This window comes from Sphingopyxis sp. 10G20-10 (assembly GCF_057365075.1).
On sequence record NZ_CP195117.1, the window covers coordinates 417,375 to 438,552 of the forward strand.

Annotated in this window: 25 protein-coding genes; 13 read left to right on the forward strand and 12 right to left on the reverse strand. The window is 59.9% G+C overall.

Annotated elements, in window-relative coordinates; all coding sequences use genetic code 11:
• Window positions 1-62: 62 nt before the first annotated feature.
• The 9 genes from ACR3XE_RS02035 to ACR3XE_RS02075 all read right to left on the reverse strand — a co-directional run bounded on the left by ACR3XE_RS02035 (window position 63) and on the right by ACR3XE_RS02075 (window position 6,105).
• A complete protein-coding gene (locus tag ACR3XE_RS02035) occupies window positions 63-746 on the reverse strand; it encodes a cell wall hydrolase (RefSeq protein WP_473699242.1) in 684 nt (227 codons plus the stop codon).
• Between the two features lie 193 nt (window positions 747-939).
• Window positions 940-1,278, reverse strand: coding sequence for a DUF1491 family protein (locus tag ACR3XE_RS02040; protein WP_473699241.1), 339 nt, complete (start codon window positions 1,276-1,278; stop codon window positions 940-942).
• 24 nt (window positions 1,279-1,302) lie between these two features.
• Window positions 1,303-1,767 carry a PTS sugar transporter subunit IIA gene (locus tag ACR3XE_RS02045; RefSeq protein WP_473699240.1) on the reverse strand — a complete coding sequence of 155 codons (465 nt, stop codon included), beginning with the start codon at window positions 1,765-1,767 and terminating at the stop codon, window positions 1,303-1,305.
• Window positions 1,768-1,917: 150 nt separating this feature from the next.
• Window positions 1,918-2,487, reverse strand: coding sequence for a ribosome hibernation-promoting factor, HPF/YfiA family (gene hpf, locus ACR3XE_RS02050; protein ID WP_473699239.1), 570 nt, complete (start codon window positions 2,485-2,487; stop codon window positions 1,918-1,920).
• 44 nt (window positions 2,488-2,531) lie between these two features.
• Window positions 2,532-3,230: a DNA polymerase III subunit epsilon gene (gene dnaQ, locus ACR3XE_RS02055; RefSeq protein ID WP_473699238.1), complete on the reverse strand. Its 699-nt coding sequence runs from the start codon at window positions 3,228-3,230 to the stop codon at window positions 2,532-2,534.
• A 19-nt stretch (window positions 3,231-3,249) separates the two neighbouring features.
• Entirely contained in the window at window positions 3,250-3,873 is a 624-nt protein-coding gene (coaE, locus tag ACR3XE_RS02060; RefSeq protein WP_473699237.1) for a dephospho-CoA kinase, read from the reverse strand.
• A complete protein-coding gene (locus ACR3XE_RS02065) occupies window positions 3,870-4,688 on the reverse strand; it encodes a shikimate dehydrogenase family protein (protein WP_473699236.1) in 819 nt (272 codons plus the stop codon). Before ACR3XE_RS02065 ends, coaE begins: the two co-directional genes overlap by 4 nt.
• Window positions 4,685-5,290 carry a Maf family protein gene (locus tag ACR3XE_RS02070; RefSeq protein WP_473699235.1) on the reverse strand — a complete coding sequence of 202 codons (606 nt, stop codon included), beginning with the start codon at window positions 5,288-5,290 and terminating at the stop codon, window positions 4,685-4,687. The genes ACR3XE_RS02065 and ACR3XE_RS02070 overlap by 4 nt, the downstream gene beginning before the upstream one ends.
• Window positions 5,287-6,105: a pyruvate, water dikinase regulatory protein gene (locus ACR3XE_RS02075; RefSeq protein WP_473699234.1), complete on the reverse strand. Its 819-nt coding sequence runs from the start codon at window positions 6,103-6,105 to the stop codon at window positions 5,287-5,289. Before ACR3XE_RS02075 ends, ACR3XE_RS02070 begins: the two co-directional genes overlap by 4 nt.
• 315 nt (window positions 6,106-6,420) lie before the next feature.
• Between ACR3XE_RS02075 and hemE the strand changes: the two genes are divergently transcribed.
• The 7 genes from hemE to ACR3XE_RS02110 all read left to right on the forward strand — a co-directional run bounded on the left by hemE (window position 6,421) and on the right by ACR3XE_RS02110 (window position 12,150).
• Entirely contained in the window at window positions 6,421-7,470 is a 1,050-nt protein-coding gene (gene hemE, locus ACR3XE_RS02080) for a uroporphyrinogen decarboxylase (RefSeq protein ID WP_473699233.1), read from the forward strand.
• 8 nt (window positions 7,471-7,478) lie between these two features.
• Window positions 7,479-7,925 (forward strand): CopD family protein, encoded by a 447-nt coding sequence (locus ACR3XE_RS02085; RefSeq protein WP_473699232.1) that lies wholly within the window; start codon window positions 7,479-7,481, stop codon window positions 7,923-7,925.
• Window positions 7,926-8,118: 193 nt separating this feature from the next.
• Window positions 8,119-9,375: a transcription termination factor Rho gene (gene rho, locus ACR3XE_RS02090; RefSeq protein ID WP_473699231.1), complete on the forward strand. Its 1,257-nt coding sequence runs from the start codon at window positions 8,119-8,121 to the stop codon at window positions 9,373-9,375.
• Between the two features lie 151 nt (window positions 9,376-9,526).
• Complete coding sequence (locus ACR3XE_RS02095; RefSeq protein ID WP_473700265.1) at window positions 9,527-10,249, forward strand: TerC family protein; 723 nt, start codon at window positions 9,527-9,529, stop codon at window positions 10,247-10,249.
• A 71-nt stretch (window positions 10,250-10,320) separates the two neighbouring features.
• A complete protein-coding gene (locus ACR3XE_RS02100; protein ID WP_486185879.1) occupies window positions 10,321-11,316 on the forward strand; it encodes a Vgb family protein in 996 nt (331 codons plus the stop codon).
• Window positions 11,313-11,702, forward strand: coding sequence for a c-type cytochrome (locus ACR3XE_RS02105; protein WP_473699229.1), 390 nt, complete (start codon window positions 11,313-11,315; stop codon window positions 11,700-11,702). Before ACR3XE_RS02100 ends, ACR3XE_RS02105 begins: the two co-directional genes overlap by 4 nt.
• Window positions 11,703-11,742: 40 nt before the next feature.
• On the forward strand, window positions 11,743-12,150 hold the full coding sequence (locus ACR3XE_RS02110; RefSeq protein ID WP_473699228.1) for a DUF1489 family protein: 408 nt from the start codon (window positions 11,743-11,745) through the stop codon (window positions 12,148-12,150).
• Window positions 12,151-12,170: 20 nt separating this feature from the next.
• Here ACR3XE_RS02110 and ACR3XE_RS02115 read toward each other — a convergent pair whose 3' ends face one another.
• Genes ACR3XE_RS02115 through ACR3XE_RS02125 form a run of 3 tightly spaced genes read right to left on the reverse strand, consistent with a single transcriptional unit; the run spans window position 12,171 to window position 14,867 of the window.
• On the reverse strand, window positions 12,171-13,748 hold the full coding sequence (locus ACR3XE_RS02115) for an FMN-binding glutamate synthase family protein (protein WP_473699227.1): 1,578 nt from the start codon (window positions 13,746-13,748) through the stop codon (window positions 12,171-12,173).
• Between the two features lie 16 nt (window positions 13,749-13,764).
• Window positions 13,765-14,163 (reverse strand): nuclear transport factor 2 family protein, encoded by a 399-nt coding sequence (locus tag ACR3XE_RS02120; protein WP_473699226.1) that lies wholly within the window; start codon window positions 14,161-14,163, stop codon window positions 13,765-13,767.
• The gene (locus ACR3XE_RS02125) at window positions 14,160-14,867 is read right to left on the reverse strand and encodes a dienelactone hydrolase family protein (protein ID WP_486185880.1); all 708 of its coding nucleotides are present in this window, start codon (window positions 14,865-14,867) and stop codon (window positions 14,160-14,162) included. The genes ACR3XE_RS02120 and ACR3XE_RS02125 overlap by 4 nt, the downstream gene beginning before the upstream one ends.
• A 95-nt stretch (window positions 14,868-14,962) precedes the next feature.
• Between ACR3XE_RS02125 and ACR3XE_RS02130 the strand changes: the two genes are divergently transcribed.
• The 6 genes from ACR3XE_RS02130 (at window position 14,963) to ACR3XE_RS02155 (ending at window position 20,923) form a co-directional block, all read left to right on the forward strand.
• A complete protein-coding gene (locus ACR3XE_RS02130; protein ID WP_473699225.1) occupies window positions 14,963-15,256 on the forward strand; it encodes a DUF6489 family protein in 294 nt (97 codons plus the stop codon).
• A 23-nt stretch (window positions 15,257-15,279) separates the two neighbouring features.
• Window positions 15,280-16,587, forward strand: a complete 1,308-nt coding sequence (mnmE, locus tag ACR3XE_RS02135) for a tRNA uridine-5-carboxymethylaminomethyl(34) synthesis GTPase MnmE (protein WP_486186040.1) — start codon at window positions 15,280-15,282, stop codon at window positions 16,585-16,587.
• Between the two features lie 66 nt (window positions 16,588-16,653).
• Entirely contained in the window at window positions 16,654-18,516 is a 1,863-nt protein-coding gene (gene mnmG / locus ACR3XE_RS02140) for a tRNA uridine-5-carboxymethylaminomethyl(34) synthesis enzyme MnmG (RefSeq protein WP_473699223.1), read from the forward strand.
• Entirely contained in the window at window positions 18,513-19,184 is a 672-nt protein-coding gene (rsmG, locus tag ACR3XE_RS02145) for a 16S rRNA (guanine(527)-N(7))-methyltransferase RsmG (protein ID WP_473699222.1), read from the forward strand. The genes mnmG and rsmG overlap by 4 nt, the downstream gene beginning before the upstream one ends.
• Window positions 19,181-19,963, forward strand: coding sequence for a ParA family protein (locus ACR3XE_RS02150; RefSeq protein WP_473699221.1), 783 nt, complete (start codon window positions 19,181-19,183; stop codon window positions 19,961-19,963). Before rsmG ends, ACR3XE_RS02150 begins: the two co-directional genes overlap by 4 nt.
• On the forward strand, window positions 19,964-20,923 hold the full coding sequence (locus ACR3XE_RS02155) for a ParB/RepB/Spo0J family partition protein (RefSeq protein ID WP_486185881.1): 960 nt from the start codon (window positions 19,964-19,966) through the stop codon (window positions 20,921-20,923). It abuts the gene before it with no gap.
• Window positions 20,924-21,178 lie beyond the last annotated feature (255 nt).

Consider the following 21,178-nt stretch of genomic DNA (forward strand, 5'->3'; position numbering starts at 1 on the left):
AATGAAAGGGGGCGGCCATGCTGTCGCGCGGCCGCCCCTTATATTCCAGCGATCAAATTGGATCAGCGATAGAAGATATGATTGTCGATCTGTGCGACGCGCGTCTTGCGCCAGCGCGGCGAAACGCGGCGAGCATGGAAATAGAGCGCACCGGGCGCCTTATTCTGCCAACTGTTGGCGCGGGCGATCTGGGCAATCGCCAGAGCCTTGGCCCAGGGGCGACCCGATTCGCGCAGTTTCGGCATTTTGCCGCCACGTACAAAGCTGAACTGGCTGCGTTGGGTGACAACGCCGCAATAGCTGTTGGGATAGCGGCGCGATTCGGTGCGGTTGATAATCACACGCGCCACGGCCAGCTGACCGGCCAGCGATTCGCCGCGCGATTCAAAATAAACCGCACCGGCAAGGCAGCGCAGTTCAGAATCAATCATGTCTGGCTGTGGCGTTGCAGCAACCAGTTCGGCCAATGTGCTGGCTGTGATCGGAGCCTCTTCGGGCTCGACAATCACGTCCGGCGTTTCCGTCGCGTCCGACGATAGGTCGGATTCCAGGTCGCCGGGATTTACAATATCCGTCGATTCTTGATTCGACTTATCCGCCGAATCGTCGGCGAGGGAGGGAAGCAAAGTTGGGACATTGGCGTCGATGCTGATGTCCGATGCGAAACCGGGTTCCGCGAGAACCAACATGGATGCAGCAGTCATTGCCACCGCCGCCACACTGGCAACGTTCAAAATACGACTCATGATGTCTGTCAAAAATGCGGCCGATGAACCATTTTCCTGTCAGGCGGGGAGAGATTCATAGGAACCGCCTGTGGTCATCATCCGTCTGCGTGTCCGAACTCTAAACCAGGCTCTGGAAAAATTTTTCCTGAGGAACCCGCAGAACGACCTACGCGTTAATGATGTGTGCCATTTATTGTGCGCTGCAGCAAAGTCAAGTCAATTGCGCCCATTCGGCGACCAGCCGTGGCGCATCTGCGACATCCAGTTCAATAATCCAAAGATCGGGATCCGATTTTCGGCGCCGATTATAGTAAACGGCTGATTCGACTCCGTCTTTTGTGGCCGACGGCCCAATATCTTCCCATATATAGCGGCCATCGGCGCTGAAGCGGCGCTCGAGCAGGGGGCCAAGCCCGTCGCGATCACGGCATTGGATCAACATTGTGCCCGATTGGTCATCGCCTGAGGCCAAAACAGTGGCAAAGCCGCCCGCAGACTGGGTGTTGCGGATCAGCAAATCGACGAGGAAACGGCTGGTCAGGCGCGCCATGGCCGCGCCCCGATTAATCGCGCGTCAGGCCGCGTCACGCGCTTCGGTGTCGGCTAGCAAGGCATAAAGCGCTTCGTCATTATTGGCGCCGCGCAGGCGATCGGCCACCATCTCGTTGCGGAGCATCCGCGATACGCCTGCCAGCGCTTTCAGATGATCGGCACCCGCATCGACGGGCGACAACAGAATGAACAACAGATCGACCGGCAGACCATCAACCGCCTGAAAATCGATCGGGCGCTGCAGTTGCAAAAACAGGCCGCGCACGCCCGACAGGTCGGCCAATTTGGCGTGAGGCAACGCAATACCGCGACCAAATCCGGTAGAGCCCAGTCGCTCGCGCTCGAGCAAGGCTTCGCTCACCTCACCCGAATCAAGCCCGAGCGAACGACTCGCCAAATCACCCAGCAGCGGAAAAAGCGCTTTCTTGGAATCGATCGCCACATGGGCGCGCACCGTGGCCGGATAAAGGAGCTGAGAAAGGTTCATGGTTTTCGGTCAAATCAGTTTTACACCGGGGCTTCAATGCCGCGGTTGGCCAGCTGGCACAGAATATGGATCAATCATGACGGCCCGAAGCATCACGCTCGGACATGTTGGGCGCGGCCAATAGGGCGGATGAGAGACAAAATCCAGCCCCTATTGCGGTTCGACCCAGCCAATCGTCCCGTCACGCCGACGATAGACCATATTATGGGCACCCGTCTTGCTGTTCACGAACAACAAAGCGCCTGTATCGCGTAAATCCAGCATCATCACTGCGTCAGAAACGCTTGCTGAAGGAATATCGACCCGCGTTTCGGCAATAATTGCTGGTGCGTCGCCCGGATCATCCTCACCGCCACCGTCAAAAACGGTATAGCTTGCATTCTCCTGAATCTCCTCGGCCAATGGCGACATTTGATTGGGCGCATGATGATCTTTCAACCGGCGCATATAGCGACGAAGTTGCTTATCAATCCTCTCAGCCGCTGTTTCAAATGCCACATGCGCATCCTGCGCCTGTCCATGGCCCTTCAGCACAAGCCCCTGCATCACATGCGCTACAATGTCGCATTGAAAGCTGTCGTGCGGTCCTTTGCCAAAGGTGGCATGAGCGCCAATCGCCCGGGCAAAATATTTGTCGGATATCGCGTTCATTCGGTCCGATACATGCTCTTGCAGCGCTTCGCCGGTTTCGATCTGGTGACCAGAGACACGGATTTCCATTTATATTCTCCTACAAGGGCCAATCGATGACGCGGGAGTCATCATCACACGGTATCGAGCCACAGAGGCTGGTTCAGCCCTGCGACAAATTCACTATGACGCGCGAGTTCACCTGCCGAGGCCGCGTGCGGGCGCGGTTCACGAAAGGCGCGCTCGGGTTTGGCGGCTGCGGCTGGCGCTAAGTCGGCGACCGACGGATCACCATCGCCCGACGCGAGGCCAAGACCAATCTGCCGCCCGCCCGTCATTTCAATATAAAGATGCGCCAGCAGTTCGGCGTCGAGCAACGCACCATGCTTAACTCTATGGCTGCGGTCGATGCCGTAACGCACGCACAGAGCGTCCAGATTATGCTTGGCCCCCGGATGCAGCTTGCGTGCCATTTGTACCGTGCAGCACATACGCGACGGATCGAGCGCCGGACGGCCGATCCGCGCCAGTTCGGCATTGACGAAACCAAAGTCAAAGGGCGCATTATGCGCGACCAGCGGGGCATCGCCCAAAAATTCGAGCAATTCCTCTGCGCGCTCATGAAACAAGGGTTTGTCCGACAGAAATCCGATCGACAAACCATGCACCGCTTCGGCCTCGGCCGGCATGTCGCGTTCGGGACAGAAATAGGCGTGAAAATTTTGTCCGGTTTCGCGGCGGTCCACCAGCTCGATGCAGCCGATTTCAACAAGCCGATGCCCGCTTTTTGGATCGAGCCCGGTCGTTTCTGTGTCGAAAATAATTTCTCTCATCGAGATATCAATATTGACCCTATCGGCGCCGGAAACAAGAGGCGATCACATGAATTTGACGACGCGTGACGCTTTTCGGACGGCCCGTATCAATGACGAAATCGGCGCGTGCGCGCTTGATCCGGTCGGGCACCTGCAAACGAAGGATCGCCTTGAATTTGGCCGGTGTCATTCCCGGCCGCGCCAACACCCGACGCCGCTGCACCCAAAGCGGGGCCGAAACGACGGCAATCGCGCCAACTTTGCGCGCTCCACCCTTTTCAAACAACAAGGGAATGTCGAGAACGACCACCCGTCTGGTGCGATGTTGCTTTATAAATTGCCGCTGCGCCTGCCTAACCGCAGGATGGACCAGCGCTTCGAGCGCCGCCAGCTCTTGCGGGTTGCCCAGAACACAGCGTCCGAGGGCGGCGCGGTCGACGCCGCCAGAACCGGTGGTGCCGGGAAAGCGCGACTCAATGGCCGTAACCAACCCGCCGCCCGGTCCTTGCAAGCGATGCACCTCGGCATCGGCGTCAAATACCGGCACGCCTTCATCAATGAACATTTTGGCGACGGTCGACTTGCCCATCCCGATTGATCCTGTCAGCCCGATGACAAAGGGCCTCCGCAGCCGCCACAAGGGACGCCGGATATGCCTCATCGGCTGAGCAGCGCGCGCAATTCGTCTTCGCTATCCTCTGGCGGCGCGGCGCCAAAGAAAAGTTCGAACGCCAGCGCGGCCTGTCCGATCAGCATGTCGAGTCCGTCTATGGTCGCCAGCCCGCGCGCATCTGCCGCCTGCAGCAAGGCGGTTTCGCGCGGCACATAGACCAGATCATAAACAATAGCATCGTCGGGCAGCGTCCCAAGATCGATATCGAGCGCGGGCTGGCCCGTCATGCCCAGACTGCTGGCATTGATCAGCAACGCCGCTGGCGGCAACCGGCCATCGAGCGGCAAGGCACTGCCTTTCAGCCCGAAGCGCGCGAGCAAGGCACTGGCCTTGAGCACATTGCGATTGAGGACGGTCACAGGGCCGCACTCCATCCGCGCCAGAGCGAAAAGGACTGCGCGCGCGGCCCCGCCCGCACCAATCACGGCAATTTCGCGGCCCGCAAAATCCTGCCCGGCGAGCGGTCCGAAAAAGCCGCCCGCGTCGGTATTGGTGCCGCTGAGGCTGCCGTCGGGCGCGCGCAGAACCGTATTCATCGCTCCGATGCTATCGCGCACTTCTCCCGGATCGGCGACCAGGTCGGCCACCGCCTGTTTGTGCGGCAGCGTGACGTTGCAACCCCGCCACGCCGGATCCTCTTTGCGCTCGGTCAGATAGGCAGCAAGGTCGGCAGCAACGACATGATGCGCACGATAATCGCCATCAATGCCTAGCGCGTCGAGCCAGAAACGGTGAATGAGCGGTGATTTGCTATGGCTGATCGGGTCGCCGATCACCTCGGCATAGGGGGCTGCGGTGCTCATCCTTCCACCTGTCCGCTACTTCGCAACCAGCTGAGCAACGGCAGCATGGGCAGGCCGATAATCGTCCACGGATCGCCCACCACCTTATCGAATAATTTCACGCCAGCTCCCTCGATCGCATAGCATCCGACGGTCCAGCGGATGACGTCCCATTCGCTGTCCACATAAGCGTCGATAAAGGCTGCTGACAAGGGCCGGACCCACAGTTCGGCCTGCCCAACCGCGCGCCAGATAGGCTGGCCATCGCGCGCCGCCACCGCCGCGCTATACAGCCGGTGGCGCTGACCCGAAAGTTGCGCCAGTTGCGCACGGGCCATCGCCGGATCGGCCGGTTTTGATAACATCGTTCCATCGTCCAGTGCGAGCGTCTGGTCGGCCCCGATGACCGTCGCTCCGGCTATGCGCCGCGATATTTTGACCGCTTTGGCCTCGGCCAGCGCATCGGCGATGTTACGCGCGCTATGGCCCGCATCCTGCAGCGCCGCCGTCAGCCCATCTTCATCAACTTGGGCGCTGATCGTGTCAAAAGTCAGCTCGGCATCGCGTAGCATCGCGGCACGCCCGCTGCTTTGCGAAGCGAGGACAAGCGATGATGCCGTCATGCCGCCGCTGTCCCGCGATCTTCGACCAGCTTGATCACCGCTGCGGCGGTTTCTTCGATCGAACGGCGCGTGACGTCGATCACCGGCCAGCCATTGTCGGCAAACATCCGCCGCGCATAGGCAAGTTCGGCCTTGACCTGTGCATCGTCGACATAGGCCGTCTCGGGGGCCTGATTGAGCGACAACAGCCGGTTGCGGCGCACCTGCACAAGCCGGTCTAGCCCGGTGGTGAGCCCGACAACCATCGGGCGCTTGAGCGTAAACAGCGCCTGCGGCGGAGGCGATTCGGGAACGATGGGGATATTGGCGGTTTTGAAGCCGCGATTGGCCAGATAGATACTCGTTGGAGTTTTCGACGTGCGCGACACCCCAGCGAGCACGATGTCGGCCTGTTCCCAATTGTCCCAGCCAATGCCATCGTCATGCGCAACGGTGAACTGGATCGCCTCGACCCGCGCAAAATAGGCGGCATCGAGCACATGCTGACGTCCGGGCCGCGCCTTAGCCTCTTGCCCCAGCATCTGCGACAATGCGTCGGTCACCGCATCAAGCGCGGGGACAAGCGGCAGGTCGAGCGCCTTGGCCCGACGTTCCAGACTCAGCCGCAAATCGCCGTTGACCAAGGTGAACAGGATCATTCCGGGGCTGGCCTGCACTTCGGCAATGATGCGGTCGAGATGCGATTCCGATCGCACCATCGGCCAGAAATGACGCACCACTTCGACATCATCAAACTGTGCAATCGCCGCCTTGGCGATATTTTCCAGCGTTTCGCCGGTGGAATCGGATATGAGGTGAAGGTGAAGACGGCTCATCGGAACCATTATTCCGCTCCATGCCAACAAAAGGCAAGCAGCGATCCACTAAGGCATGCTGTGGATAAGCTTGTGGAAAATGCCTGTGTGTTTCGGTCAGGGACAAAGCATCACCCACCGTGCCGATTCTAACCGGCGACTTGTCCACAGCTTGCGCAATTCATCCCCACCCTGTGCATAAGGCGGATAAGTTTATGCGACTCCGTGGCTGTGATACGGCTGCAGCGAGTCAAGCTGTTGGCAAAGCCGACGCTGCCGCCTAAAGCCGCCTTTTCCGCACCCCCAACAAACCACCACAATATTTTATAAATAGATATGGATAAAGAAAGAGCGGCCCCGATGGCGTCTCCCAAAAAGCTGATGGCGACCCTCTACGGAGTGAAGCAGGAGCGGCCAGCGCTGTGGCTTATGCGGCAAGCCGGGCGCTATTTGCCCGAGTATCGCGCGCTTCGGGAGACCAAAGGCGGATTCCTCGAGCTTTGTTATGACAGCGAGTCAGCAGCCGAGGTGACGTTGCAGCCCATTCGCCGTTTCGGTTTTGACGGGGCGATCCTGTTTTCCGACATATTGGTCATTCCCCATGCACTGGGCCAGAAACTATGGTTCGAGACCGGCGAAGGCCCGCGGCTGGCTCCACCACTCGTCGATCATGCACTGGCGGCGCTGGAAGCAGCCCCACAGCGGCTCGAGCCTATCTATGCGACCGTGGAGCGCGTCGCGGCCTCTTTGCCCGCTGAGACCAGCTTCCTCGGCTTTGCCGGCAGTCCCTGGACCGTCGCCACTTATATGGTTGCCGGACAAGGTTCTAAGGATCAGTCCTCGGCAAGACGTATGGCGCAGGCCGACCCTAGGGCTTTTCAGTCGATCATTGATGCGATCACCGATCTGACGGTCGAATATCTGGCGGGGCAGATCGAAAATGGTGTCGAGGCGGTACAATTGTTCGACAGCTGGGCCGGTAGCCTCAGCCCGGCGCAATTCGAACAATGGGTTATCGCTCCCAATGCCAATATTGTTGCGCGGTTAAAGGCACTTCACCCCGATACGCCGATTATCGGTTTCCCCAAAGGGGCTGGCGGAAAACTGGCGGCTTATGCCCGCGAGACCGGGGTCGATGCAATCGGACTCGATGAAACGGTCGATCCGGTTTGGGCCGATGCGGAACTGCCGGAAAGTTTGCCGGTGCAAGGCAATCTCGATCCGCTGGCTCTCGTCGCTGGCGGCGCGGCGCTCGATGCTGCGATTGATCGCATCCTTGTCGCGTTCCCGACACGCCCCCATATCTTCAACCTTGGCCATGGGATCGTCCCCGACACCCCCATCGCCCATGTCGAACATCTGGTCGGGCGCGTGCGGAACGGGTGAGCGATATCATGGATTGGACTGGTTTTCTGGGGGTAACGATGCTGTGGATCAAAGCGGCGCATGTCATTTTCGTCATTTTCCTGATGGCGGGTTTCTTCATGATGCCGCGCTTCTTTGTCTATCACCAAGCGTGCGAGGTGGGTTCCGCTGAAGATAAATTGTGGATCGACCGCGAAGACCGGCTGCGGCGTATCATTCTCAATCCGTCGCTGATTATCGTCTGGATTCTCGGCCTGATGCTGGCGTTCAACGGGCATTATTGGGGCGAGCCCTGGTTCATCGCCAAATTTCTGTTGGTGATTGGCCTGTCAGGCTATCATGGCTGGATGATCGGCTATGCGAAGAAGCTCGCCAAAGGATTGCGACCGATGAGCGAAAAGAGCCTTCGACTGCTCAACGAAGTACCTGGAGTTGTTGCTGCTATCATCGTTATTCTGGTGATCGTCCGCCCCTGAAAGCCGTAAATCGTCGCACCTTGATTGACTTGGCCGCGCGGCAGGGATAGGGGCGCAATCAACCCGCTGGCCGGGTGTCGCGCCTTGGCGTCGATAGATCAAAACGGTCGTCCCCCGACCGGATCAGTGCCAGCCCTATTAATTTAGACTTTTTCTCGTTTCTTCCCCCCTAATATTATCCCGGAATCCACCCATGCATTTAAAAGACCTCAAAACCAAATCGCCCGCCCAGCTTGTTGAAATGGCGGAAGAATTGGGCGTTGAAGGCGCCTCGACCCTGCGTAAGCAGGATCTGATGTTCTCGATCCTCAAAGAACTCGCCGAAGAAGGCGAAGAGATTATCGGGGCAGGCACGATCGAAGTTTTACCCGACAGTTTCGGTTTTCTGCGCTCGTCAGAGGCCAATTACCTCGCCGGTCCCGACGATATTTATGTCTCGCCGAACCAGGTGCGTAAATTTGGCCTCAGAACCGGCGACACCGTCGAAGGTGAAATTCGTGCGCCGCGTGACGGCGAGCGTTATTTCGCGCTGACCAAGCTGATCAGCGTCAATTTCGACGACCCCGATGTCGTCCGCCATCGCGTCAATTTCGACAATCTGACGCCGCTGTATCCTGACAGCAAATTGTCGCTCGATACACTCGACCCGACAGTCAAGGACAAGTCGGCGCGCGTCATCGATCTCGTCAGCCCGCAGGGCAAGGGCCAGCGCGCCCTGATCGTCGCGCCGCCGCGCACGGGTAAAACGGTGCTGCTGCAAAATATCGCCAAGGCGATCACCGACAATCATCCCGAGGTTTACCTCATCGTGCTGCTGGTTGACGAACGTCCCGAAGAAGTCACCGATATGCAGCGTAGCGTCGTCGGCGAAGTGGTTTCGTCAACCTTTGACGAACCCGCAACGCGCCACGTTCAAGTTGCTGAAATGGTTATAGAAAAAGCCAAGCGTTTGGTCGAGCATAAAAAGGATGTTGTCATCCTGCTCGATTCGATCACCCGTCTGGGCCGCGCCTATAACACCGTCGTCCCAAGCTCGGGCAAGGTGCTGACGGGCGGCGTCGATGCCAACGCGCTGCAACGTCCCAAGCGCTTCTTTGGTGCGGCGCGTAACATCGAGGAAGGCGGATCGCTGTCGATCATCGCTACCGCGCTCATCGATACCGGCAGCCGTATGGACGAAGTGATTTTCGAAGAGTTCAAGGGCACCGGCAACAGCGAAATCGTCCTCGACCGCAAAGTTGCCGACAAGCGCATCTTCCCCAGCCTCGACGTCGGCAAGTCGGGCACCCGCAAGGAAGAATTGCTGGTTGAAAAGGACAAGCTGTCGAAAATGTGGGTGCTGCGCCGCATTCTCATGCAGATGGGAACGATCGACGCGATGGAATTCCTGCTCGACAAGATCAAGGATTCGAAGACCAACGAAGATTTCTTTGACAGCATGAACCAGTAACGCCGCGTCGGTGCGAAGCGGGCGCGGATGGCCGCATATTTCATCATCGTGATGGAATTTGTCGCGCGCCTTGCTATCAATGACAGGATGCCGACGGCGGCGCCCGCTATGATCGCATATCAGGCGTCCGCTAAATTGGAGATATGGTGTGATTTTTGACGTGCTAGCCCAAGTCACAACGGCCGCGGCCGGCTTTGGCGGCCCCGCCGAAATTTGGGGTCATATCGTCAATGATTTTTCGAACATTACCGAACCGGCAGCTTTTGCAACCTTTTTGCAAGTGTTGATGATCGATCTGGTGCTGGCGGGTGACAATGCGATCGTCGTCGGCGCGCTGGCCGCCGGATTGCCCGCTGAACAGCGCAAAAAAGTGATCCTGATCGGTGTCCTGGCGGCGCTGGTGCTGCGGGTTATTTTTGCGTTGGTCGTGACCCAGTTGATGCAGATTGTCGGCCTGATTTTCGTCGGCGGATTACTCCTGATCTGGGTCGCATGGAAAATGTGGCGCGAGCTTCGCCATGACGGGGAATCGACCGGATCGCCCGAGGTTGATGGCGATCATCATTCGGGTGTTCGCTCGGCGAAAAGCTTTGCCGGAGCCGCTTGGGCCGTCGCCGTCGCCGATGTTTCGATGAGCCTCGACAATGTTCTCGGCGTCGCGGGCGCGGCGCGCGACCATCCTGGAATCCTGATCGTCGGGTTGATTTTTGCGGTCGCCCTGATGGGCCTCGCCGCCAATGTCATCGCCAAATATATCGAGCGATATCGTTGGATCGCCTATATCGGGCTGGTCGTCATCCTGTACGTCGCGGTCAAGATGATCGTCGATGGCTGGGTCGATCCGCACGTCGGTTTGGGCACGTTGCTGGGCTGAGGATAACTTGCATCGCTGCCGCTTTTGCATAAGCTGGTGTCTGGCGGGGGCCGGAGAAAGGCGAGGCGGAAATGAAACACCGTATTTTGACCGCGCTATTCATAGCGGCGATGGCGTCTAGTGCGGCATGTGCTGAGGAATCGACATCTCCGCCGACAGTGCAAGCAGCCGCCAAGGTTCAGGTTTTCGATCTCGCCAAAGGGGCGCGTCCGCACGATGCGGCGCCAGCGCCCGACGGCAAGATCTGGTACACAGCGCAGCGTCAGGGCGCGCTTGGCATCCTCGACCCGGTGACCGGCGAGATCGAACAGGTGCCTCTCGGCCCCGATTCGGCGCCCCATGGAGTCATTCAAGGTCCGGACGGGATGGCGTGGATCACCGACGGCGGACAGAATGCGATCGTTCGCTTTAACCCGGAAACCCGTAAGATCGACGTGTGGAAACTTCCGGAAGACACCGGCTATACCAATCTCAACACCGGCGCCTTTGATGGCAACGGTACCCACTGGTTCACCGGCCAGAATGGAATTTACGGTCGTGTGGATACAGCCAGCGGTAAGGTTGATGTGTGGAAAGATCCTAAGGGGCGGGGTCCCTATGGTATCGCGACTGCGCCCGACGGGACGGTCTGGTATGTCTCGCTTGCCGGCAGTCACCTCGCGCGGATCGACAGCGCGTCGGGTTCCATCGACGTGATCGAGCCGCCGACGCCCGGTGCCGGATTGCGCCGGGTATGGGCCGACAGCAAGGGCGATTTGTGGGTAACGGGATGGAATAGCGGCGAACTTTATCGTTATCGTCCGGCGGACAAGAGTTGGAAGATATGGCCGCTTCCGGGGGAGGCCCCCAAGGCCTATGCCGTTTATGTTGATGAGCGTGATCATATCTGGGTCAGCGATTTCGCCGCCAATGCAACGCTCGATTTTGATCCCGTCGCCGAAAGCTGGACGGCCTATCCGGGGAGCGCGCCCGACGCCCAAGTGCGCCAGATATTGGGCCGCCCTGGCAAAGTCTATCTGCCTGAATCGGGGACTGACCGGTTGATGGTGGTCACAACGACCGAATGACGCGTGCAGCCTTGATCATGGCGGTGCTGGCGGCGGGTACGGCGATGCTCGCGGCACCTGTTGCTCCGGGCAAGGCCCCATCCGCGGGGGAGCGTGCTTTTCAACGGTGCTACAGCTGCCATAGCTTGAACAAGGACGAACGTGGGCTGACCGGTCCGAACCTCGACCGCATCGTTGGTCGACGCATCGCCTCTGACCCGGATTTCACCTATTCGCCTGCGTTTCGCCGCTTCGCGGCGCGCGAAAAGGTCTGGACGCGCGCCTTGCTTGACTGCTTCATCGCCAATCCGGAGGCTGTGGTTCCGGACAATGAAATGCAATATTTCGGTCTGCACCGTGATGAGGAACGTGCGGCGCTCGTCGCCTATCTCGCCCGCGATCGCTAGCCTTGTCTACTTGAACAGGCCCGGGTTCGGCCCATCTTCTATGTCTATGCCCCCACTTCATCTCACCAAGGTCGCCGTCGGGTGCGCGCATGTCGAAACCTTTGCACGGCGGGTGGACAAGCGGGTGCACGATGGCGTGCTGCGGGTGCCGACGCGGATGCGGCCCAAACGTATGGATGAGCTGGTTGGCGGCTCGATCCACTGGATCATCAAACATCGCATTGTCGCACGGCAACAGATTTTGCGTTTTGAAGACCGCAAAGACGGACGGATCGATATCGTCTGCGCCGCCGAGGTGGAGATATTGCCGCCGACTCCCAAGCGGGCGCATCAGGGATGGCGATATCTGTCGGATGCCGATGCACCGGGCGGAGTCGAGAACGAGAGCGGGCAGGGCGACCTGCCGCCGCATCTTTATCGCGAGCTGGCTGAACTTAAATTGATCTAAGCCTGACGCTATCTGTCGTTTCAATAGGCCGCCCGAAAACTGTCGGCGCGGGCCATCGCCCAATGACGCCCGGCGCTTGTCGATTCCGGATCGTCGATTAAGATATTGCGATCATAGAATTTATAGATGCGGTCGATTGAGTCCGACCGCGTTGCATTTATCCGTTCGGACAGATGGTGCGGTTTGATGTCCCACGGCGTCTTCAGGCCCATCGCGCAAGTGATGTCCCATAGCGCGGAGACGGTGGCCGCCTGAAAATTCTCGACGCGGGCGGCCTTATCCTCGACCACCAGCCCACGCTGGCGGTTTGCGTTCTGGGTCGCAACGCCGGTCGGGCATTTGTCGGTATGGCATTGCAGCGACTGGACGCAGCCCAGCGAGAACATGAAGGCGCGTGCCGCATTCGACCAATCGGCACCAAGCGCAGCGTTGTTCGCGAGGCCGGCGCCCGAATGGACCTTGCCTGAAGCGGCGAGCTTGATTTCGTCCTTCAGCCCGCATCCGACTAGAGCGTTGCGCACCAATATCAGCCCTTCGCGCAGCGGCATACCGATGCGGTTTGAAAATTCGACCGGTGCCGCACCCGTGCCGCCTTCGCCCCCGTCGACAACAATATAATCGAGCCGAATGCCGCTTTCGAGCATCGCCTTCATCACCGCATAAACCTCGTGCGGCTGGCCGACGCAGAATTTGATTCCGACCGGCTTACCCCCTGATAAATCACGTAATTTCGCGGCCCAATCAAGCAGTTCGAGTGGGGTAGAAAAGGCCGTATGCACCGCAGGGGATACGCAATCCTGTCCTTCGGGCACATGGCGCGCCGCCGCAATTTCTTTGGTGACCTTGCTGCCCGGCAATACCCCGCCATGGCCCGGTTTGGCGCCCTGACTCAATTTGATCTCGATCATTCGCACCTGATCGCTTTGCGCAGTATCGCGGAAATGTTCGGGGTCGAAACGGCCCTGACTGTCGCGACATCCGAAATATCCGCTGCCCAATTCCCACACCAGATCGCCCCCGTGAGACCGATGATATCGGCTGAGGCCACCTTCGCCGGTGTCGTGATAAAAGCCGCCCTTTGCGGCGCCGAGGTTGAGCGCCTCGATCGCCTTGGCCCCTAGCGCGCCAAAGCTCATCGACGAAATGTTGAGCAAAGCGGCATCATAGGGGGTTTTGCACTGGCTGCTGCCGACATGGACGCGCTGGGTGCGGTCGGGTTTTACCGAGGGGGCCATGCTGTGGCCCATCCATTCATATTCTTCGGAATAGACATCGAGTTCGGTACCAAAAGGATGGACGTCGAGGTTGCGCTTGGCGCGGGCATAGATCAGGCTGCGCTCGTTGCGGTCATAGGGTCGGCCATCGAGCGGGCTTTCGACGATATAGCTGTGCAGAAAGGGTCGCAACGCTTCGAACATCCAGCGGATCCGCGCGATAAGCGGATAGTTGCGGCGGAGCGAATGGTGCGTCTGGACTAGGTCATATAGCGCGATGAGGAGCAGCGGAACGCTGATGATTAGGGTCCAGCGGGCGGGCCACCAGAGCGCGCCGCCGAGCACAGCCAGCAGCAACAATATCGGGGCCAGAAACCGTGTCATAGCCAAATCCTTGTTGTTATTGAGCCTGCGCTTTCAGCATCGCCGCCATCTGTTCCCAAAGCTTGTTGATCGCTTTGAGCGGACGAACCATCACTTTGAAATCGCTGATTAATCCGTCGTCATTCCAGCGGATGATATCGACGCCATTGATGTGAATATCATCGACGGTGCAGGTGAACTCCAGCATTGCTTCGGATTCGTCGACAATCTCACGAACATAGGCAAAACTATCCCCGCCGAGCACATGGCTCGCCGCGTGGAGATAGGCGAACACCTTGTCGCGGCCGACTTGCGGTGTGTGGACGACGGGCGAGTGAAAGACAGCATCTTCGGCGAGCATCGCCCGCAGCGTCTGCGGATCGCCGCCCTTCGCCATATAGTCGTGCCAGACGGCAATGCCTTTCGCGGCGGTCATGCCAAATGCTCGGCAAAAAAAGCCTCGGTGCGCGCGTCGGCTAGGCTTGCCCCGGCCTCATCGCGGCGGTCGCCACTGGCCGCTGCAAAACCATGATCGAGCCCGGCATAATCGTGGAGCGTGACTTTGGGATGGGGGTCGAGTCCCTCGTGCATCTTGGTCTGCGCCTCGGGGCCGACAAAATGATCCGCCGTGGGGATATGAAGCATCAACGGGTGCGCGATGGCATGGCTTTCGCCCAGCATCTGATCAATCATCACGCCATAATAGCCGACCGATGCGTGAATATCGGTTCGCGCCGCCGCCATATAGGCGAGCCGTCCTCCCAAGCAGAATCCGACGCACCCAACCTTGGCTGCGCCCCCATGGTGGAGCCAGCGGATCGCGGCTTCGATATCCTTGACGCCCTTGTCGGCGTCATATTGCTGAAAATAACCAAAGGCTTCGTTGAGTTCGGCCTCGACATCGGGGTTGAGTTCGACCCCGGGGGCGAAGCGCCAGAAAATATCGGGGGCCATCGCCAGATAGCCCTTGGCCGCCCAATCGTCGCATTTGGCGCGAATCCCTGCGTTGACGCCAAAGATTTCGGGAATGACGATAATCGCTTTTGTCGCCGGGCCATCGGGTCGCGCGACATAGGCGGGGATCTGGCCCTCGTCGGCAAGCGCGGAAATGGTTGTGTTGGTCGCGGAGGTTGCGGACATGGGAGGGCTCCTGAAGCTTGCCAAAGGGGATGGAAAGCGCGAAGCTAGCAGCAGCAAGGGGTTATGCTCAAGCAGCAAGCGACGGGAGAAGCATTGTGAAATTCAATATAGAGGTCGATTGCACACCAGAGGAGGCGCGGCGATTGTTCGGGTTGCCCGATCTGGAGCCGCTGCATGACATTTATCTGTCGCGGGTCAAAGAGTTGATGGCAAAGGGCATCACCCCGGATCTGGTCGAGGGCATGGTCAAAAGCTGGGCTCCGATGGGCGAGGCGGGGATGGGTTTGATCCAGTCCTTGCTCGGTCAATTTGGCGGCGGGATGATGGGCAACGCGCGCAAGCCCAGTGAGAGCAGCGACGATAAACCCACGCGAGGACGCAAAAGCTGAGCCCCGACAGCGCAAATGATACTATTTTTGCGCTGTCGAGCGGGATGCCGCCGGCGGCGATTGCCGTCGTGCGGATCAGCGGCTCTGACGCTTGCAATGCTATAGAGGCGCTTTGCGATAAAGTTCCGCAGCCGCGCCGCGCCACATTGGCAACACTGACCCGACCCGCCGATGGGGCACCTCTCGACCGCGCACTGATCTTATGGTTTCCCGGTCCGGCGACGGCGACCGGCGAAGACCTGGCCGAGCTGCATTTGCATGGCGGCCGCGCCGTGGTGGCGGTGGTCGACGCGGTGCTGGCGGCAATGCCGGGATTGCGCCGCGCCGAGGCAGGGGAGTTTACCCGCCGAGCCTTTGCCAATGGCCGCATCGACCTCGCCGAAGCCGAGGGATTGGCCGACTTGCTTGCCGCCGAGACCGAGAGCCAGCGGGTGCAGGCACTCGGGATGGCGAGTGGGCATGTATCGCGCGCGGTGGACCGTTGGCAGGCAGAGATTTTGGCGCTGTCGGCGGGGGCCGAGGCCGAGCTGAACTTTGCCGACGAGGATGATGTCGAAGTTGGAGACGCGGTCGCGCAGCGAATGGTTGCAGGGATGGCCATTTTGGCGCGCGACCTTGATGGCTGGCTGGCGAGGCCGGCAGCGGAGGCGATCAGCGAGGGGCTTTCGGTGGTTATCGCAGGGCCACCAAACGCCGGAAAATCAACATTAATCAATGCTTTGGCGCAACGCGAACTGGCGATTGTGTCGCCGATTGCAGGAACGACACGCGATGTCATTGAAACCCCGTTGGCGCTCGACGGGATAGCGATGCGCTTTTCGGATACCGCCGGATTGCGCGCCGAAGGTGCCGATGCGATCGAGGCGATTGGTATAGACCGCGCGCAGGAGGCCGTTTCCCGCGCGGATATTTTGCTGTGGCTGGGCGCGCCCGATACCGCTCCCGATCATCCGCATTGCCTGCGCATCGCGGCGCAGGTTGACCGATGGCGCGGCGATGCCGAAGCCGAAGCGCAGGCGGCACAGTGTGACTTGATAGTGTCGGCGGCGACGGGCGAGGGGATGGACCGGCTGCACACGGCAATCGTTGCGCAGGCGCGCGCGCTGTTGCCGCGCGAAGGCGAAGCGGCGCTGCGCCAGCGCCAACGCGCCGCTTTGTCCGAGGCGATGGCCTGGCTGGTGGTCGACCCCGCATCGCGTGAGGCCGACGATCTGATCCTGCTCGCCGAGCGTCTGCGGCTCGCGACTGTCGCGCTTGACCGCATTACCGGGCGTGCGGGGGTTGAGGACATGCTCGACACTTTGTTCGGGCGGTTCTGCATCGGGAAGTGATGTTCCACGTGAAACAGCGACAGGCTTTGACGCCTTTGTGCCAATCCCCTAAAGGCCGCTCTTATCATGGACAGCAGCGCAACTTTTGATGTCATCGTCGTCGGCGGTGGGCATGCCGGGACCGAGGCCGCCGCCGCTGCGGCACGGCTGGGCGCGCGGGTGGCGCTGGTCAGTTTCGAGCCCGATAAGATTGGCGTCATGTCGTGCAACCCCGCGATTGGCGGGCTGGGCAAGGGCCATTTGATGCGCGAGGTCGATGCTCTCGATGGCTGGATGGCGCGCGCCGCTGACCGCGCGGCCATCCATTATCGGATGCTCAACAGCAGCAAGGGCGCGGCGGTGCAGGGACCGCGCATCCAGGCCGACCGCGCGCTGTATCGCCAAGCCGTTCAGGACTTTCTTGCGGACGAATCGGGCATTGTCACCATCGCGGGGGAAGCGGCGGCGCTAAGGCTTTCGGATGACGGATTGCGTGTTACCGGGCTGGAACTTGGCGATGGACGCCGCCTTGCGGCAGACGCGGTGGTGCTCGCGACGGGTACGTTCCTCGGCGGACGCCTGTTTCGCGGCGAGGAGCGCTTTGAGGGCGGGCGTATTGGCGAAGCTGGCGCGAGTCGGCTTGCGGCGCAACTTCGCGCGGCGGACTTGCCGATGGCGCGGCTTAAGACGGGAACGCCGCCGCGGCTCGATGGACGGACGATTGATTGGGCGCGGCTGGAGGAGCAGCCTTCGGACGGCGGAAGCTGGACCTGTTCGCTATGGAATCAAGCGCGCACCGTGCCGCAGATTTTTTGCGCGATCACCCGCACCAACGCCGCATCGCATCAGATCATTGCCGATAACCTCCACCGCTCGCCGCTGTTTACCGGCGCGATTGGAGCGGCAGGCCCGCGCTATTGCCCGTCCATAGAAGATAAGATCCACCGCTTTGCCGACCGTGACGGGCATCAAGTGTTTCTGGAGCCCGAGGGGCTCGATACGCATCTCGTCTATCCCAACGGGATATCGACCTCGCTCCCCGCCGACGTCCAGCTCGCCATGTTGCGAACGATGGAGGGGCTGGAAACGGTCGAAATGGTCGTGCCGGGTTATGCGGTCGAATATGACCATATCGACCCGCGTGCGCTCGACAGGACGTTGCAATTGCGCGCGATTTCCGGGCTTTGGTGCGCGGGGCAAATCAATGGCACGACGGGATATGAAGAGGCGGCGGCGCAAGGGTTGGTCGCGGGTGCCAATGCGGCACTGGCGGTACAGAATAAGGCATCGCTGATCCTCGATCGCGCGCAAAGCTATATTGGAGTCATGGTCGATGACCTGGTACTGCAGGGGGTGAGCGAGCCTTATCGTATGCTCACCGCGCGCGCCGAATACCGCCTGCGTCTGCGCGCCGACAATGCTGCGACGCGGCTGACGCCGCTGGGGATCGATCTGGGACTGGTGACGGCAGCGACGGCGCAACTTTTTGCTGAACGGCAAAGCGCGCGCGGGAAAGCCGAGGCCAGCTTGGCGGCTTCTGTCACCACCGCCGATTATGTGCGGCTGGACGTGGCACTCCCGGGCGATGGTGTGGCGCGGACGCGGATTGATTTGCTGCGGCTACCCGGCGTAGCGCTGTCACATCTGACAATATTGGCGCCCGAGCTTGCCGATGTGGCCCCGACCATTTTGAACGAAATTGTCGAGGATGCCCATTATGCGCCCTATGTCGCGCGGCAAGAGGCAGAGTTGCGCGCTTTGGCGGCCAATGAGGCGATTGCGCTCGATCCGGCGTTGGATTTTGCTGCAATTGGCGGGTTGTCGCGCGAAATGGTCGAGCGACTGACCAAAGCACGGCCTGAAACATTGGGGCAGGCGGCGCGGATCGACGGGGTTACCCCTGCCGCGCTAACCGCAATCCTTGTCCATAGCCGCCGTCGCGCCGCATGAGCGATGATATCCTGCCAAAGCTGGACGGAGAAGCGGAGGCGCGCGACTGGTTGGCCACGCAATTCGACCCAACGGCAGAAATGTGGGCGCGACTCGAGCTGTTTGCAGCCTCGTTGGTGGCCGAGAATAGCCAACAAAATCTGATCTCTGCCTCGACCGTTCCGCATTTCTGGGTTCGTCATATTGTCGACAGCGCGCAACTGCTAAGCATTGACAAGCGCGATGGGGAGGGTCTCTGGCTCGACCTCGGTAGCGGTCCGGGGCTTCCGGGGCTGGTCGTTGCGATCTTGTCGGAGCGGCCCATCTGGTTGGTGGAATCGCGCAAGCGGCGTTGTGGCTTTTTGAATGAGGTGGTCGCGGCGTTGGCGCTGGGGTCGCGCGTGCGTGTGGTGGAATCGCGACTGGAAGCGCTGCCAACCCATCCGATGGCGACGATCAGCGCGCGCGCTTTTGCACCTCTCGACAAGCTGATCAGCCTCTCGGCGCGCTTTTCCACCAAATCAACGCGCTGGTTGCTGCCAAAAGGACAAAATGCGGTTAAGGAACTGGCGTTGCTGCCGGCTTCGTGGCAGACATTGTTTCACGTGGAACAGAGCGTCACTGACCCCGATAGCGCGATTTTGGTCGGTCAGGGTGTGGTTCCGGGGCAGAAACGAGGGAAAAAATGATCCGCATAGCCGTGGCGAACCAAAAAGGCGGGGTCGGAAAAACCACAACTGCGATTAATTTGGCGACGGCTTTGGCCGCGACGGGCTGGCGGACGTTGATCATCGACCTTGATCCGCAAGGCAATGCTTCGACCGGGCTGGGGATTGGCCATGCAGTGCGGACGCTCTCCAGTTACGAGCTGCTGCGCGGGGATGCCACACTGGCCGAATGTGCGATACCGACCGCGATTCCGCGCCTCGACATTGTTCCGGCGACAGTGGACCTGTCGGGAGCCGAGATTGAATTGGTCGAATTTTCTGATCGTCTGCATCGGCTGCAAAATGCGTTGGGAACGGCCGAAGCGGGACAGTGGGATATTTGCCTGATCGATTGCCCTCCGTCGCTGGGGATGTTGACGCTCAATGCCTTGATTGCGGCCGAATCTTTGGTGGTGCCGTTGCAATGCGAGTTTTTTGCGCTCGAGGGGTTGAGCCAGCTGCTCACCACGGTCGAACGGGTACGCGGGAAGTTTAATCCGCAGCTGTCGATTCTGGGGGTGGCGCTGACCATGTTCGATCGCCGCAACCGACTGACCGACCAAGTGTCCGATGATGTGCGCGAATGTCTGGGGCCGGTAGTTTTTTCGACCGTCATTCCGCGCAATGTGCGCCTGTCGGAAGCGCCGAGCCATGGCTTGCCGGCGCTGATTTATGACCATCGCTGCCCCGGGTCTCTGGCCTATATCGCGCTGGCGCGCGAGATGATCGACCGCCTGCCGGGCATTCGGAAAGCGGCCTAAATGACGGAAAAAAAAGATATAATTGACAGTAGCCATGCAACGCCAGAGGCGCAGGCACCGGCGCGCAAGCGACCATCGGGACTAGGGCGCGGACTCAATGCCTTATTTGGTGACGCGGCAGTCGAAGCGCCGGTTGCGGGGCAGGGCGGCGGTGCGACGACGACGGGTGACCATATCCAGCATGTCGACATCGGTTCCATCCATCCCTTACCGGGTCAGCCGCGGCGTCATTTTGACGAGGCGACGATTACCGAGCTGGCGACCTCGATTGGCACACGCGGTGTGTTGCAACCGATTATTGTCCGGCGCGCGCCCGATGGTCAGGGATTTCAACTGGTTGCGGGCGAACGCCGTTGGCGTGCGGCGCAGCGGGCAGGGCTGCATCAGATTCCGGCGCTGCTGCGCGATCTGGACGATGCTGCGACTTATGAAATTGCGCTGGTCGAGAATATTCAGCGGCAGGACCTGAATGCGATTGAAGAAGCGGGCGCCTATCGGCGGCTGATCGACGACTATGGACACAGCCAGGACGCGATGGCGAAGCTGGTCGGCAAGTCGCGCAGCCATATCGCCAATTTGCTGCGGCTGCTCGACCTGCCCGATGGCGTACAGGCGATGGTTGTCGATGGCAGGCTGTCGATGGGCCATGCGCGCGCGTTGATTGGTGCCGATGATGTCGAGGCGCTGGCGCAGCGGGTCGTTAGGGACGGGCTTTCTGTGCGCGCGGTCGAAGCGCTGGTGCGAGCGGACAAGCGGCCCGAGCGGGCGGAGCATCGCGCATCGGCCGGAGTATCGCGCGATCCTGACATAGTAGCCGTGGAACGGCATTTGTCCGAGCTGTTGGGGATTGGCGTTGCCATCACCTATGCCGGGGGCGGGCGCGGGGCGCTGGCGTTGAAATTTGCGTCGCTCGACCAGCTTGATATGATTTGTCAGCGATTGAGCGGCGAAGCGATCTGAAAACCGTGCTTAACGACTGATTGATTCGGGTCGGGTCGGTGGTTAAATTTGTGTCATTGTGGGTCGCGGGCGTTAAGTTGGGCGCGGATTTTCTTATCTCAATAGCAGGGTAAGTTATTGAAAATAAAAGCATATATTGTCTGTTGAAGAGTTAAGTCCTAACCCGCTGTTAACTATGGTTGCACGCAAAAGCTGAACCACTGGTCCCTTAAAAGCGATGGCGAATGGGGTGGGATTTCCATTCGCTTAATGTTT

Excerpts from the sequence above, each read along its gene's own strand:
- ACR3XE_RS02110 (WP_473699228.1), top strand. The coding sequence starts at position 11,743 with ATGTCTATGCCCCCACTTCATCTCACCAAGGTCGCCGTCGGGTGCGCG.
- rho (WP_473699231.1), top strand. The coding sequence starts at position 8,119 with ATGCATTTAAAAGACCTCAAAACCAAATCGCCCGCCCAGCTTGTTGAA.
- ACR3XE_RS02125 (WP_486185880.1), bottom strand. The coding sequence starts at position 14,867 with ATGTCCGCAACCTCCGCGACCAACACAACCATTTCCGCGCTTGCCGAC.
- ACR3XE_RS02070 (WP_473699235.1), bottom strand. The coding sequence starts at position 5,290 with ATGACGGCATCATCGCTTGTCCTCGCTTCGCAAAGCAGCGGGCGTGCC.
- ACR3XE_RS02120 (WP_473699226.1), bottom strand. The coding sequence starts at position 14,163 with ATGACCGCCGCGAAAGGCATTGCCGTCTGGCACGACTATATGGCGAAG.
- ACR3XE_RS02040 (WP_473699241.1), bottom strand. The coding sequence starts at position 1,278 with ATGGCGCGCCTGACCAGCCGTTTCCTCGTCGATTTGCTGATCCGCAAC.
- ACR3XE_RS02085 (WP_473699232.1), top strand. The coding sequence starts at position 7,479 with ATGGATTGGACTGGTTTTCTGGGGGTAACGATGCTGTGGATCAAAGCG.
- ACR3XE_RS02100 (WP_486185879.1), top strand. The coding sequence starts at position 10,321 with ATGAAACACCGTATTTTGACCGCGCTATTCATAGCGGCGATGGCGTCT.
- ACR3XE_RS02065 (WP_473699236.1), bottom strand. The coding sequence starts at position 4,688 with ATGAGCACCGCAGCCCCCTATGCCGAGGTGATCGGCGACCCGATCAGC.
- ACR3XE_RS02115 (WP_473699227.1), bottom strand. The coding sequence starts at position 13,748 with ATGACACGGTTTCTGGCCCCGATATTGTTGCTGCTGGCTGTGCTCGGC.
- coaE (WP_473699237.1), bottom strand. The coding sequence starts at position 3,873 with ATGAGGCATATCCGGCGTCCCTTGTGGCGGCTGCGGAGGCCCTTTGTC.
- ACR3XE_RS02075 (WP_473699234.1), bottom strand. The coding sequence starts at position 6,105 with ATGAGCCGTCTTCACCTTCACCTCATATCCGATTCCACCGGCGAAACG.
- ACR3XE_RS02035 (WP_473699242.1), bottom strand. The coding sequence starts at position 746 with ATGAGTCGTATTTTGAACGTTGCCAGTGTGGCGGCGGTGGCAATGACT.
- mnmG (WP_473699223.1), top strand. The coding sequence starts at position 16,654 with ATGGACAGCAGCGCAACTTTTGATGTCATCGTCGTCGGCGGTGGGCAT.
- dnaQ (WP_473699238.1), bottom strand. The coding sequence starts at position 3,230 with ATGAGAGAAATTATTTTCGACACAGAAACGACCGGGCTCGATCCAAAA.
- hemE (WP_473699233.1), top strand. The coding sequence starts at position 6,421 with ATGGATAAAGAAAGAGCGGCCCCGATGGCGTCTCCCAAAAAGCTGATG.
- ACR3XE_RS02150 (WP_473699221.1), top strand. The coding sequence starts at position 19,181 with ATGATCCGCATAGCCGTGGCGAACCAAAAAGGCGGGGTCGGAAAAACC.
- rsmG (WP_473699222.1), top strand. The coding sequence starts at position 18,513 with ATGAGCGATGATATCCTGCCAAAGCTGGACGGAGAAGCGGAGGCGCGC.
- ACR3XE_RS02105 (WP_473699229.1), top strand. The coding sequence starts at position 11,313 with ATGACGCGTGCAGCCTTGATCATGGCGGTGCTGGCGGCGGGTACGGCG.
- hpf (WP_473699239.1), bottom strand. The coding sequence starts at position 2,487 with ATGGAAATCCGTGTCTCTGGTCACCAGATCGAAACCGGCGAAGCGCTG.
- ACR3XE_RS02045 (WP_473699240.1), bottom strand. The coding sequence starts at position 1,767 with ATGAACCTTTCTCAGCTCCTTTATCCGGCCACGGTGCGCGCCCATGTG.
- ACR3XE_RS02155 (WP_486185881.1), top strand. The coding sequence starts at position 19,964 with ATGACGGAAAAAAAAGATATAATTGACAGTAGCCATGCAACGCCAGAG.